Source organism: Nonomuraea sp. K271 (genome assembly GCF_009908215.1).
Taxonomy (GTDB): domain Bacteria; phylum Actinomycetota; class Actinomycetes; order Streptosporangiales; family Streptosporangiaceae; genus Nonomuraea; species Nonomuraea longispora.
Map to the genome: position 1 here is coordinate 1 of NZ_JAAAHR010000221.1, position 12795 is coordinate 12795.

The 12795-nt window shown below is 71.4% G+C and carries 11 protein-coding genes; 7 read left to right on the forward strand and 4 right to left on the reverse strand.

The features are described from left to right. Positions 1 to 19: 19 nt before the first annotated feature. The 4 genes from GUY59_RS50340 (at position 20) to GUY59_RS42585 (ending at position 3031) form a co-directional block, all read left to right on the forward strand. On the forward strand, positions 20 to 142 hold the full coding sequence (locus GUY59_RS50340) for a hypothetical protein (RefSeq protein WP_269129074.1): 123 nt from the start codon (positions 20 to 22) through the stop codon (positions 140 to 142). Positions 143 to 275: 133 nt separating this feature from the next. Beyond that, positions 276 to 1595 (forward strand): replication initiator, encoded by a 1320-nt coding sequence (locus GUY59_RS42575; protein WP_138207703.1) that lies wholly within the window; start codon positions 276 to 278, stop codon positions 1593 to 1595. Then, a complete protein-coding gene (locus GUY59_RS42580; protein ID WP_132515700.1) occupies positions 1592 to 1768 on the forward strand; it encodes a helix-turn-helix transcriptional regulator in 177 nt (58 codons plus the stop codon). Before GUY59_RS42575 ends, GUY59_RS42580 begins: the two co-directional genes overlap by 4 nt. Positions 1769 to 1771: 3 nt before the next feature. After that, positions 1772 to 3031, forward strand: coding sequence for a tyrosine-type recombinase/integrase (locus tag GUY59_RS42585; RefSeq protein WP_138207701.1), 1260 nt, complete (start codon positions 1772 to 1774; stop codon positions 3029 to 3031). Between the two features lie 75 nt (positions 3032 to 3106). Here GUY59_RS42585 and GUY59_RS42590 read toward each other — a convergent pair whose 3' ends face one another. Both GUY59_RS42590 and GUY59_RS42595 read right to left on the reverse strand, forming a co-directional pair. Further along, the gene (locus GUY59_RS42590; protein ID WP_138207699.1) at positions 3107 to 4246 is read right to left on the reverse strand and encodes an acyl-CoA dehydrogenase family protein; all 1140 of its coding nucleotides are present in this window, start codon (positions 4244 to 4246) and stop codon (positions 3107 to 3109) included. Between the two features lie 2 nt (positions 4247 to 4248). Then, entirely contained in the window at positions 4249 to 7662 is a 3414-nt protein-coding gene (locus GUY59_RS42595) for an indolepyruvate ferredoxin oxidoreductase family protein (RefSeq protein WP_138207697.1), read from the reverse strand. Between the two features lie 154 nt (positions 7663 to 7816). Here GUY59_RS42595 and GUY59_RS42600 point away from each other — a divergent pair, with 154 nt between their 5' ends. Then, a complete protein-coding gene (locus tag GUY59_RS42600; protein ID WP_132337990.1) occupies positions 7817 to 8317 on the forward strand; it encodes an Lrp/AsnC family transcriptional regulator in 501 nt (166 codons plus the stop codon). Here the strand turns inward: GUY59_RS42600 and GUY59_RS42605 are convergent. Continuing rightward, positions 8278 to 9492 carry a DUF11 domain-containing protein gene (locus GUY59_RS42605; protein WP_138207695.1) on the reverse strand — a complete coding sequence of 405 codons (1215 nt, stop codon included), beginning with the start codon at positions 9490 to 9492 and terminating at the stop codon, positions 8278 to 8280. The two genes, GUY59_RS42600 and GUY59_RS42605, sit on opposite strands and share 40 nt — an antisense overlap. 420 nt (positions 9493 to 9912) lie before the next feature. On the opposite strand from GUY59_RS42605, the gene GUY59_RS51070 reads away from it, so the two are divergent. Then, positions 9913 to 10809: a CPBP family intramembrane glutamic endopeptidase gene (locus GUY59_RS51070; protein WP_201762014.1), complete on the forward strand. Its 897-nt coding sequence runs from the start codon at positions 9913 to 9915 to the stop codon at positions 10807 to 10809. Between the two features lie 154 nt (positions 10810 to 10963). Then, positions 10964 to 12604, forward strand: coding sequence for an alpha/beta hydrolase (locus GUY59_RS42615; protein WP_161715004.1), 1641 nt, complete (start codon positions 10964 to 10966; stop codon positions 12602 to 12604). 57 nt (positions 12605 to 12661) lie between these two features. On the opposite strand, the gene GUY59_RS42620 is transcribed toward GUY59_RS42615, so the two are convergent. Next, a partial coding sequence (locus GUY59_RS42620) for a poly(ethylene terephthalate) hydrolase family protein (protein WP_442939018.1) occupies positions 12662 to 12795 on the reverse strand: 134 nt, incomplete at its 5' end.

Sequence of the window (12795 nt, forward strand, 5' to 3'; positions counted from 1 at the left end):
CGCGAAAGGAGATAGCCCCGTGCCCGAAACCCTGCCGGTGATCCACTACCGCTGCTGCACCTGCGGCGGCACCGGCCTGCACTCCGAAGGCGACCGGTGCGCCGACTGCGACGGCACCGGCATCGACAACCACGGCGCATAGCGCAGCGCCCCCGGCCTGGCCGCACATCCGCCAAGACGAACGCCAGGTCGGGGGCCATCCCCATCACCCGAACGAGTGAGAGGAGGTCTCCATCTTGCCTGCAACCCACGCCAACGCGCACGCCATCACCGGCATGATCAAGCGCCTCAGCCGGCCCGACTACGACCGCTGGGCATCGCAGGTCCGCCACACCGGCGGCTGCCGCCAGCCCATCCACCTGCGCGGCAAGGTCGACCACTACGACCAAGCCACCGGCAGACTCCTGCACCGCTACACCACCCGCAGCGAACCCGACGGCGTCCTACGCGTCCCGTGCAAGACCCGCCGCGCCACCCGCTGCCCCGCCTGCGCCGAGACCTACCGTGCCGACACCTACCACCTCATCCGCGCCGGTCTCATCGGCGGCAAGGGTGTCCCCGAGACGGTCACGAGCCACCCGACGCTGTTCGTCACGCTCACGGCCCCGTCCTTCGGCACTGTCCACAGTCGCCGCGCGCACGGCGGCAAGGTGCACCCCTGCCGCTCCCGCCGCAACGCCACTACCTGCCCGCATGGCCGGGTCATGTCCTGCACCGAACGCCACAGCAAGGATGACCCTCGCCTCGGCGAATCGCTCTGCCCCGACTGCTACGACTACACCGGCAGCGTCCTGTTCAACGCACTCGCGCCACTGCTGTGGAAACGCTTCGCCGACTCCCTACGCCGCCACCTCGCCAAACTCGGCGGCCTCCTCCTCAAAGAGCTGCGCCACCACCTGACCCTCTCCTTCGCCAAGGTTGCCGAATACCAGCGGCGCGGCGTGGTCCACTTCCACGCCGTCATCCGCCTCGACGGCCCCGGCGGACCCACCGCACCACCACCGACCTGGGCCACCACCGACACCCTGACCCAAGCCATCCACCACGCCGCCCAAGCCGTCTCCGCCACCGCACCCGCCCACGCCGACCAGCCAGAGCGAACCTTGCGCTGGGGAACTCAGCTCGACATCCGCCCCATCACCTTGAACGGCGACCTCACCGAACAAGCCGTCGCCGGCTACATCGCCAAGTACGCCACCAAAGCCGCCGAATGCGTCGGCACACTTGACCGCCGCATCAACCCGCTCGACGACCTGACCGCCTACAACCTGCGCGACCACGCCCGCCGCCTCATCACCACCTGCCTACAGCTCGACACCCAACCCGAATTGGCCGACCTCCGCCTCGCCGACTGGGCCCACATGCTCGGCTTCCGAGGCCACTTCTCCACCCGCTCCCGCCACTACTCCACCACCCTCGGCGAACTCCGCGCCGACCGAGAACACCACGCCCGCGACACCGACATCACCACCGGCCGCCTCCCCCTCTTCGACGAAGACACCGTCCTCGTCATCAGCGAATGGGAGTACGCAGGCAAGGGCCACTCCTCCGGCGACTACCTCCTCGCTGCCGCAATCACTGGAGGGTGCCTATGAGCACCCTCGCCAAGCTCTGGACCGTGGAGGACGTAGCCACCTTCCTTGGTGTCCCGGTCGCGACGCTCTACCAATGGCGACATCACCGCACCGGCCCCAGAGGCCACCGGATCGGCCGACACCTGCGCTACGTGCCCGAGGACGTCATGTCCTGGGTCCAGGATCAGGAGTAGCCCATGGCCTTCGTGAAGGACCTGTGGACCAAGGCAGTTCGGGACCAGGACGGCAAGCCGCGGAAGGTCAGGACCACGCGGTACGGCAAGGGGAAGCGCTGGCTCGCCGTCTGGGTGGACCCCGACGGTAAGGAGTGCTCGACCGCCTACGATCGCAAGGCCGACGCCGAGCGCAAGATCGCCGCTATGGGCGCCGACATCGCCCGTGGCGACTACATCGACCCGAACGCCGGCAAGGTGCTCTTCGGCGAGCTGGCCGAACGCTGGCTCGCCTCGCGCATCGTGGACCCGTCGACCAAGATCCGTTACGAGTACATCCACCGGCTCCACGTCGCGCCGGCCTTCGCCAAGCGCCAGGTGAAAGCCGTCAAACCGTCGCACGTACAGGCGTGGATCAGCGACCTGAGCAGCCGCTTCGGCACCTCGACCGTCCAGACCGCGTTCCTCGTCCTCCAGGGCGTTTTCAGCCTCGCCGTCGCCGACGAGGTCATCAAGCGCAGCCCTGCCAAGTCACCGGTGGTGCAGGTGCCCAAGCGTGCTGCCGAGGAGATCATCGCGTGGTCGGACGAGAGAGTCAGCGCGGTGATCGACGCGCACCCTGACCTGTTCCGCCTGCTCCCCGTGATCGGGGCAGCCTGCGGACTGCGGCAGGGGGAGCTGTTCGGCCTCGCCCTGGAGGACTTCGACTTCGACGAACGCGTCCTCCGGGTACGTCGGCAGATCAAGAAGCTGGGCGGCGATCATGTGTATGCCCTGCCGAAGAACGACCGGGAGCGCGTCGTTCCGCTGCCCGACTGGGCGGCCGGGGCAGTCAAGCGGCACGTCTCGGTCTACCGCCCGCTGGTCTGCTCCTTGCCCTGGGAGAAGCTGGACGGCAAGCCGCGCACCCACAACCTGCTCTTCCGCTGGACGGACGACCGCCACATCAGGTCCCGCACCTACAGCGAGATCGTCTGGAAGCCCGCACTCGTCCAAGCGGGCGTGATCCCGCCACCGGGCAAGGACTCCCGCCAGCGCAGGCGCTACACCACCTCCCGCAAGGAGGGGCTGCACCAGCTCCGCCACTACTACGCGAGCGTCATGCTGGCCGGCGGCGTCTCGGTCAGGGAACTCGCGGAGTACCTCGGCCACGCCGACCCAGGATTCACCCTCCGCGTCTACGCCCACCTGATGCCCGGCTCCCACGACCGCGCCCGCAAGGCCATCGATGACCGCCTGTTCCGTCCACGCGAGGTCTCCCACGGAACAGGGACGGGACAGTGATCGTCTAAGGCCTGACCCCGACACAAAGAACCCCGCCTCCCAGCACAGGGGAGCGGGGTTCTCGCAGGTCAGGGGTTATCTGGCCAGATGCCGGCTGATCACGAGCCGCTGGATCTGGTTGGTGCCCTCGAAGATCTGCATGATCTTGGCTTCGCGCATGTACCGCTCGACCCGGAACTCCCGCGTGTACCCGTACCCGCCGAACACCTGCACCGCGTCCGTCGTCACCTTCATCGCCGCGTCCGTGGCGACCAGCTTGGCGACGCTCGCCTGCCGGCTGTACGGCAGCCCCGCGTCGCGGCGGCGGGCCGCGTCGAGGTACGTCGCCCGCGCGCTGTCCACCCCGGCCGCCATGTCGGCGAGCAGGAACCCGAGGCCCTGGTGGTCGATGATGCGCTTGCCGAAGGTCTGGCGTTCCTTGGCGTAGGCGACGGCCTCGTCGAGCGCGGCCTGGGCGAGGCCGGTGGCGCAGGCTGCGATGCCGAGCCGGCCGGAGTCGAGGGCGCTGAAGGCGATCTGCAGCCCCTGCCCCTCCTCGCCGATCAGCCGGTCGGGCTCCAGGACGGCGCCGTCCCAGTGGGCGCTGGTGGTGGGCACGGCGTGCAGTCCCATCTTCTCCTCGGGCCGCCCGAACGTCAGCCCGTCGGCCGTGCCGGGCGCGAGGAAGCAGGAGACGCCGCGTGATCCTTCGCCGGTGCGGGCGAACAGGGCGTAGAAGTCGGCGATGCCGCCATGGGTGATCCACGCCTTGTTGCCGGTGATGCGGTAGCCGTCCTCGACCCGTTCGGCCTTGCAGGTCAGGGCGCCGGCGTCGGATCCGGCCTGCGGCTCCGACAGGCTGTAGCCGCCGACGATCCGTCCTGCCAGCATGTCGGGCAGCCACCGTTCGCGCTGCTCGGTGGTGCCGTAGGCGAAGACGGGGAAGCAGGCGAGGGTGTGCACGCTGGTGGCGACCGCGACGGCCGCCCACCGCGTGGCCAGCTCCTCGATCACCTGCAGATAGACCTCGTACGGCTGCCCGCCGCCCCCCAGCTCCTCCGGGTACGGCAGCCCGAGCAGTCCCGCGCCGCCCAGCGTGGCGAACAGCCCGTCGGGGTAGGTCTCGGCGCGTTCGTGCTCGTCCACCCGGCGCGCGAGCTCCTTGTCGGCGATCTCGCGCGTCAGGTCGATGAGGTCCTTGGCGTCCTGGTCGGGAAGCAGGCGGTCGACGGTCACGGTCACTCCTGGGTCGACGGGGCGGGCTCGTCCAGCCGCGCCAGTGCGGTCCTGGCGCGCTCGCGGAATTCGGCGACCCGGGCGAGCTTGATGTCCTCGTACCCGCGGATCAGGTCGGGCAGGCCCGCGATCTCGGTGACGGCGGCGGCGGTGCCGGGGGTGAGGCGGGTCAGGGCGGCGCGCACGAGGTCACGGTATTCGGTGACGAGCTCGCGTTCGACGCGGCGTACCTTGGCCTGGCCGAACAGGTCGAGCGCCGTCCCGCGCAGCACCCGCGCGGCCCGCAGCCCGCGGAAGAGCACGGGGGCCGAGCGGCGGAGTCTGAGCTTGCGTTTCATGCCCATCGCGCGGAAGACCGGCGGGTGCAGGAGCACGGACACGGTCGCGTCCGCGCCGAACTCGCGTTCGCGCCGCTCCTGCTCGGCCGGGTCGAGGTGCAGGCGGGCCACTTCGTACTCGTCCTTGTAGGCCATGAGCTTGTGCAGGCCGCGGGCGTAGGCGAGGGCGATCTCGGCGCCTGCCCGCTCGCCGGCGCGCTCGACCGCGGCGGCGCGCACCCGGCGCACGTCCTCCGTGTACGTACGGGCGTACGTGGCGTTCTGGTAGCCGGTCAGGTCGGCGGCACGGGCGGCCACCACCTCGTCGAACCCTTCGGGCACCGGCGGGGGAGCCATGATCGCGCGTACGGCCGCCGGGTCGGACACGGCGGTGCGGCCCCAGCGGAAGGCGGCGAGGTTCTGCTCGACGGAGGCCCTGTTGAGGGTGATGGCCCGCTCGATGGACGCGGCCGAGACCGGCAGGCAGCCGAGCTGGTAGGCGGCGCCGAGCAGCAGCAGGTTGGCCGGCATGTGGTCACCGAACAGCACGTCGGCCAGTTCGTGGGCGGCCACGCACTCGACGGCCTTGACGGCCGGCACGACGCGGGCGACCGCGCCGGCGTGCCCGGGCACCGGAGCGCGGCCGGTCACCATGGCGGCGGTGGGCACGACGGAGGTGTTCAGCACGGCGATGGTACGTTCGGGCGCGGACACGGCCAGGTTGGCGTCGGCCGCCGCGCCCAGCAGGTCGAAGCCGATGAGCACGTCGGCCGTGCGGTGCGTGGCGCGCACGGAGCCCACGAGCGGGCGCGGCGAGATCCGCACGTCGCTGACCACGGGCCCGCCCTTCTGCGCCAGCCCCGTCTGTTCGAGGCCGGCCGTGTGCAGGCCGTCGAGGTGGGCCGCCATCTGCAGGATCTGGGAGACGGTGACGACGCCGGTGCCGCCGATGCCGGGCATCCTGATGAGCGCGTCGTCGCCCACCCGCACGGCGGGCTCGGGCGGCTCGGCGGGCAGGGGAGGGGCCTGGCGTGGCCGCTTGGTGCCCGGCTCGACCAGCAGGAACGACGGGCAGTCGCCCTTGAGGCAGCTCAGGTCGGTGTTGCAGGACGCCTGGTGGATGCGGGTCTTGCGGCCGTACTCGGTCTCGACCGGCTGCACGGACAGGCACGTCGAGACGTCGCCGCAGTCGCCGCAGCCTTCGCACACCCGCTCGTTGATGACGACCTTCTCGGTGGGGGTGGGCAGTTTGCCGCGTTTACGCAGTCGCCGCTCCTCGGCGGCGCACCGGTCGTCGTGAATGAGCACCGTCACGCCGTCGAGCGCGGCCAGCTCCTTCTCCACCTCGGGCAGGTCGTCGCGGTGCCGTACGGACGCGATCGGCGCCAGTGACACCCCGCGGTACGTCTCCGGCTCCGGCGTGGTGACCACGACGCGGCGTACGCCCTCCAACTCCAGCTCCCGCGTAAGCGTCGGCACGTCGAGCCGGCCCTCCGCGCGTTGCCCGCCGGTCATGGCCACGGCGTCGTTGTAGAGCAGCTTGTACGTCATCGTCACCCCGGCGGCCACCGCTGCCCTGATCGCCAGCGAACCGGAGTGGTGGAAGGTGCCGTCGCCGAGGTTCTGCACGAAGTGCCGGTCCTCGGTGAACGGCGTCAGCCCGATCCACTGCGCGCCCTCGCCGCCCATCTGGGTGATGCCGACCTGGGTGCCGCGCCCGTGCCCGTCCAGCGCGATCATCGCGTGGCAGCCGATGCCGACGCCGACGAGCGTCCCGTCGGAGGTGCGGGTGGAGGTGTTGTGCGGGCAGCCCGAGCAGAAGTACGGGGTGCGCGCGGCGACCAGGGGAAGCAGGGGGCGCGACTTCTTCGGCGCGCCCCCTGCCTGGTCAGGGCCGAGGGTGACGGCGGGGCGGGGCAGGCGGTCGGGGTCCAGGCACGCGAGCAGGGCCTTGGCGACGTCCTCCGCGCCCAGGGTGCCGCGGGCCGTCAGCAGTTCCCTGCCCAGCACGGCGGGTACCCGGTCGCGGCCGTACAGGGCCTGTTTGAGCTGCCCCTCCAGGAACGGCACCTTGTCCTCGACGACGAGCACGCGGTCGAGGTCGCACGTCATGGCGGCCAGCTCGGCGTGGTCGAGCGGGAACGGCATCGCGAGCCGGATCAGCCGCAGCCCGGCGTCGTCGAGGGCGGGCCGGTCGAGCCCCAGGTCGGCCAGCGCCCGCAGCACCACAGCGTACGTCGTGCCGGACGCGACGATCCCCAGCGCCGTGTTGCCCTCGCCCGACATCACCCGGTTGAGCCGGTGGGTGCGGGCGTACGCGCGGGCCAGGTCGAGACGGCGGGTCAGCAGGTCGTGCTCCGCGTCCAGCGCCGCCGCGCCCAGCAGGATCGGGGACGACGCGCGGGCCGCGCGGTCGGGGGCCGGGATGTGCTCGCGCAGCGGGGCGAGGTCGACGGTGGCGGAGGCGTCGGCGATGTCGGCCACGATCTTCAGCCCGGCCCACAGACCGGTCGCGCGCGACAGGGCCACCGCGTGCAGCCCGAACTCGATGATCTCGGCGACCGAGCCGGGCGCGAGCAGCGGCATGGCCAGGCTCTGGCACATCGGCTCACAGGAGCTGGGCAGCGTGGACGACTTGCAGCCGGGGTCGTCGCCGATCCAGGCCACCGCCCCGCCGAGCGGGGCCGTTCCCGCCGTGTTGGCGTGTCTGATGGCGTCGGCGGCCCGGTCGAGGCCGGGGTTCTTGCCGTACCAGAAGCCCGTCACACCCTCGTGGCGGCGGCCCGGCACCTGGTCGAGCAGCTGAGTGCCGGCCACCGCCGTGGCCGCGAGCTCCTCGTTCAGTCCCGGCTTGAACACCACGCCCATGTCGTCCAGGAAGCGCGCCGCCCGCCCCATCTCCAGGTCCACACCGCCCAGCGGGGATCCCTGGTAGCCGGACACGAACGCCCGCGTGTCCAGCCCGCGCGCCCGGTCGAGCCTGCGCTGCTCCAGCGTCAGGCGCACCAGGGCCTGGACGCCGGAGATGAGCACCCGGCCGTCGGGCGCCGCGTACTTGTCGTCGAGTGTCACGGGGGCGGAAGTCTCGCTGGGGCTCATGCGACCTCCTGGCTTCGTACGTGGGATTCCCAGCACAGCAATGTGGGCACACTATGCGCAAGTATGGGATGAGAAGGCGCTCGCAAGACGCAAACAATGTACGGTGACTCGACCGATGGCCGAATTTGTTTGCGCCGAAGGGAAGGTCTCTCGCATGCCGGACGTCGACGACATCGACCACCAGGTGCTGCGCCTGCTGCGGGAGGACGGGCGCAGGACGTTCTCCGAGATGGCCGAGCGGGTCGGCCTGTCGGTGGCCGCCGTCAAACGGCGCGTCGACCGGCTCAGGGACCTGGGCGTGATCACCGGGTTCACCGTCCAGATCGACTACGCCAAGCTCGGATGGGGCATCGAGGCGTTCACGGAGCTGCGCTACCCCGGCACCACCCCGGTCAGCGAGATCGTCCGCACAGCCACCGACGTGCCCGAGGTGCAGGAGGTCTTCACGATCGCCGGCGACCCCGACGCGCTGATCCACGTACGGGTGCGCGACCTCGGGCACCTCCAGCAGGTGATCGACCGGCTGCGCAGGGCCGGCGACGTGACGGGCACGAAGACGCTCCTGGTGCTCGGTACGTGGACGCGCGACGCGCTGGCGCCGCGCAGCGGCTGGAGTCAGGGCATCCCGCTGACCCGGTCGCGGCGGGAGAAATAGCGTACGAGCAGGCCGATCGCCAGCAGCACCGCCGTCCCGAGACCGAGCATCCAGACCGACACGCCGGTCATGGGGAGCGGCCGCCCGTCGTCGAGCCGCTGGGCGCGCGGCGCCCGATCCCGCTCCCGATCCCGCTTCCGCTCGGCCGCGCGGTGCTCGTGCGGCTCCGCTTGCTCGCCGGGGGCGGCGTGGCGCGGCTCGTGCCCAGGCCGCGCGCGGTTCTTCTCGGAGGGTTTCCCGGCCGGGGTGGCCTCGTCCGGGGAGGGCGCGCCGTCCGGGGCGGGTGCCCGTTGCGGCTCGATGGCGGTGGACGTGCAGGCGCGGTTGTTCGTGGTGTTCGCCTCGTCGCTTTCGGCGCTGACGGTGGCGCAGTTCTCGACCGGTCCGGGCTCGCCGGGCGCGAGCGTGAACATGAACGTCCTGCTCTCGCGCGGCGCGAGCGTGCCGAGGGGGCAGACGAGCGACGGGCCGACTCCCGGGCACTCCGCCGGGCGGTCGGCGATCGCAGCCCGGCCGCCGGCCGGGTGGCGCACCGTCACGCCGGTCGCCGGCGTGAGCCCCTCGTTGACCACGGTCACCGCGTACGCGATGGCACCGCCGGCGGTGAGCGTTGCCGCCTTGGTGATCGTGACGTCGGCCCCGGCCGCCCTGGTCTCGGTGACCAGCTGGGAGGAGTCGCCCTGAGCGCCCGACGCGGTGACCTCGGCCCGGCTGGTGAGCGCGGTGCCGTCGGAGAGCCCGGAGTCGATCACGACGGGGAACGAACGGGTCACGCTCCGGCCCGCCGGGATCCTCAGGGCCGGTCCGCCGCAGGTGATGGTCCGGCCGGTGAGGTCGCACCCGTCGGGGAGCGGCCCGGGGGACACGTGCTCGTCGAGGGCGCCGGTGATGGTCACGGCCTCGGCGGTCGCCTCCCCGACGTTGGTGACGGTCACCGTGTGGACGGCCGGCCTGCCGATGAGCAACGGGTCGGGGACGACGCTCTGAGCGATCCGCAGGCCCGCGACCGCCGGCCCGCTTCTCGCCGCCGGCCCGCCGCCTGAAGGCGGCCCGCCCATCGACGGTGATCCGCTCGTGAACGGTGATCTGCCGGCATCGAACCCGCCCGCCTCGGCTGGAGCGGCCGCGCCGCCGCCCAGCGCGGCCAGCGTGATGACCGTCGCGACCCGGGCCATGCCCATGTCCTACCCCCGCGTTGACCGCCGTGCCTGCTCGACCCGGGGCCGATCTTTCTACCGGCCGGTGAGGCGGCGGCGGGGTGCACACCGGAATCATGCGCCGCCGTGGCGGATTCTTTGCCGGGACGCCGTTCCGCGCTCGACGAACGTGCCTCGAAACGCGCCCCGGCGACACGTAGGGTCGGTGTCATGCCGAAGGCCGCGCGCTACGACGAGGTCGCCGGCTTCTACACGGCCGGCTGGACCGACGACGTCGACGATCCCGCGTCCGTGCAGCCTCTGCACGACGGCGGATGATCCCTCGTGAGAGCTACCCCGATTGTTCGTTCCAGGGGGATGGTATGCCCCGCCGCGATCTCTAATCTCCGTTGCACCGCGGAAAACACCGCGAGAAACCTGATCGAGAGGATCGCGCTCGTGGCGTCCACGGAGCACCAGGAGAACACCACCCCGCAGGACGACCTCTCCGCGGGGCGGCGCCGGTTGCGTACGTTCCGGTTTCCCGTCCTGCTGGTCGCGTTGTTCGCTGTGATGGTGGCCGGCGCCGGCATCAACCAGCTCGTCTCGCCCGTACCGATGCTCGCCCTGCCGGTGGGGATCGGCCTGGCCTTCGCCGCCGTGACCTGCTACCGGCGGCTCTGCCGGGTCGTCGAGCTCCGTCCGGGCATCCCCGAACTGGAGAGGACGGGCCGATGGTCCCTGTTGCGGCGCGGGGCGCTGCTCGGGTCCGGCCTGTTCGTCGCGTTGATGGTGCTGATCGCGGTGTTCGGCGGCTGGCAGGGGGTGTCCTGGGGTTCCTTCGGCGGGTTCCTCGGCACCGCGGGCATGATGGCGAGCGTCGCCGTCGCCGAGGAACTGGTGTTCCGCGGGGTCGTGTTCCGCATCATGGAGGAACGCACCGGCACCGTGATCGCTTTGGTCGTGTCCACGCTGCTGTTCGGCGCGACCCACCTGGTCAACACCAACGCCACGCTCTGGGGCGCCCTCGCGATCGCCCTCACGGGCGGGACCATGACGACCGCCGCCTACGTCGTCACCCGCTCGCTGTGGCTGCCCATCGGCCTGCACTTCGCCTGGAACTTCACCCACGCCGGGGTCTTCGGCGTCATGCTCTCCGGATCGGACGTGCCGCCCCACGGCCTGCTGAACGTCACGCTGTCCGGCCCGTCCGCGCTGACCGGCGGCGCCTTCGGACCCGAGGCCAGCCTGCTCGCCCTGCTGGTCTGCCTGGCCCCCACGATCGTCCTGCTGCGACGGGCGGCCCGCGCGGGCCAGATCCGGCACCGCCCCCGCCGCGCCGGGCCCTCCGCCTGACGCACGCGCCGGCGGGGTCGCTACGGCGAAACGTCACAAGGAGCACATGAGAGTTGTCATCGGCGCTTGGTTACTCGGGCTACTGCCGCTTCCGCTCCCTGTCCGGAAGGGTCGTTCACGTGACGTTCTGCCACTCGGACAGGGAAAGATCATTATGAGAATGCACGCTGCGGGGTCACTGCTGCTGTTGCTGACGATGGCCGTGGGCGCGGCGCCGCCGAGCGCCGCCTCGGCGGCCGTGTCGCCGGACCGGAAGGCTGCCGCCGAGGCGGTGCCGGCCGGAGGAGTGACCGGAGTGCGGGTGCCGAAGCTGAAATGGGCCCCGTGCGCTGACAAGTCGGGCCTGCAGTGCGCCACCGCGGAGGTGCCGCTCGACTACACGCGTCCGCGTGGCCGGACGGTGAGCCTGGCGCTGGCCAAGATCCCCGCCGCGGATCCCGCCCGGCGGCTGGGGTCCCTGGTGGTGAACCGGGGCGGCCCCGGCTACTCGGCCGTCGACTACCTGGGAGGCATCGTCGCGGGCACGGTGGCCGGCCCGGTGAACGCCGACGTGCGGGCCAGGTACGACATCATCGGTGTCGATCCGCGTGGCTCGGGGCGGAGCGTGCCGGCCGTACAGTGCTTCGAGGACGCGGAGGAGGCGGCCGCGCTCTCCCGCGGCGTGTCCAACGTGCCGCTGACGGCGGCGGAGAAGAAGAAAAGGGCCGAGGCCGACTCCCGTTACGCGGGCATGTGCCGCGCGCGGAGCGGCACCCTGCTCGACCACGTCAGCAGCGTCGCGATAGCGCGCGACCTCGACGTGGTGCGTGCGGCGCTCGGCGAGAAGCGGCTGAACTATCTGGGCCAGTCCTACGGCACCTACCTCGGCATGGTCTACGCGAACCTCTTCACGAGCAGGACGGGCCGGTTCGTCTTCGACAGCGTCATCGACCCCACGCGGAGAGACACGGGCGTGCCGGGCACCACGCCGTCGGCCCGTACCGGCAGCGACGTCGCCACCAAGCAGACGCTGGAGGAGTTCTTCCGGCTGTGCGGGGATGGCGGCGATCGGTGCGGGTTCGGCGACGGTGACCCGGAGGCGGCCTTCGAGCACATCCTCAAGAAGCTGCGCAAGGGGCCCGTGCCGCTCAAGGCGGGCGACGGCACCACCGTCCCGCTCACCTACTCGTTCGTGGTCACGTGGACCGGGCAGTGGCTCTACCAGCCGATGTACTGGAACGTCAAGGGTGGCGGGGCGCCGTTCCTGAAGGCCGTCAGCGAGGCGATCGAGAATCCGTCAGGCGCTCCGGGCGCGGCCCTCGCGGCTGAGGTGACGCAGTTGCAGCAGATCGGCGTCGGCGGTCTGTCCTACACCACGCCGATCACCGCCGCCTATCTTGGCGTCACCTGCGGGGAGACGGACGGCCCCAGGACCGCCAGGAAGCTGGGGCAGCTCGCGACGGAACGCGACCGCCGCGCGGGCCCGTTCGGTACGCTGCGCGCCTACGCCGACAGCCCGTGCGTGTCCTGGAAGAGCAGGAACGAGCTGCGGCACGAGGGCCCGTGGAACGCCCGCACCGGCGAGCCCGTGCTCATCCTGAGCAGCAGGTTCGACCCGGCCACTCCCCTGTGGTCGGCCCAGCGTGTGCACAGGATGCTGCCGAACAGCCGGCTGCTGATCAACGAGGGCTGGGGCCATGTGACGGCCCAGCAGTCCACCTGCATGGTGGAGGCGACGTCCCGCTATCTGACGGACGGCACGCTGCCTGCCGGCGGAGCCACGTGCCGGCCAGACACGATCCCGTTCGCCGGCTGAGGCGCTCGCCCCTGGTGGCGGCCGCCTGTGAAGGCGGCCACCACCCAGGAGCGGGGATCAGGAACTGGGGCAGGTGTCGCGGTATTCCTCGATGGCGAGGCCGCTGGGCGCCGGGCAGAGGAATTGCTCGTAGCGGGTGTCCTCGTCGACGAACCGCTTGAGCCAGGACACCATCGACTTGGCCATCGTGG

What these genes read in the sequence shown, in the direction of transcription:
- GUY59_RS42575 (WP_138207703.1), top strand. Translation starts at nt 276, where the DNA reads ATGATCAAGCGCCTCAGCCGGCCCGACTACGACCGCTGGGCATCGCAG.
- GUY59_RS42580 (WP_132515700.1), top strand. Translation starts at nt 1,592, where the DNA reads ATGAGCACCCTCGCCAAGCTCTGGACCGTGGAGGACGTAGCCACCTTC.
- GUY59_RS42585 (WP_138207701.1), top strand. Translation starts at nt 1,772, where the DNA reads ATGGCCTTCGTGAAGGACCTGTGGACCAAGGCAGTTCGGGACCAGGAC.
- GUY59_RS42595 (WP_138207697.1), bottom strand. Translation starts at nt 7,662, where the DNA reads ATGAGCCCCAGCGAGACTTCCGCCCCCGTGACACTCGACGACAAGTAC.
- GUY59_RS42600 (WP_132337990.1), top strand. Translation starts at nt 7,817, where the DNA reads ATGCCGGACGTCGACGACATCGACCACCAGGTGCTGCGCCTGCTGCGG.
- GUY59_RS42605 (WP_138207695.1), bottom strand. Translation starts at nt 9,492, where the DNA reads ATGGCCCGGGTCGCGACGGTCATCACGCTGGCCGCGCTGGGCGGCGGC.
- GUY59_RS42615 (WP_161715004.1), top strand. Translation starts at nt 10,964, where the DNA reads ATGAGAATGCACGCTGCGGGGTCACTGCTGCTGTTGCTGACGATGGCC.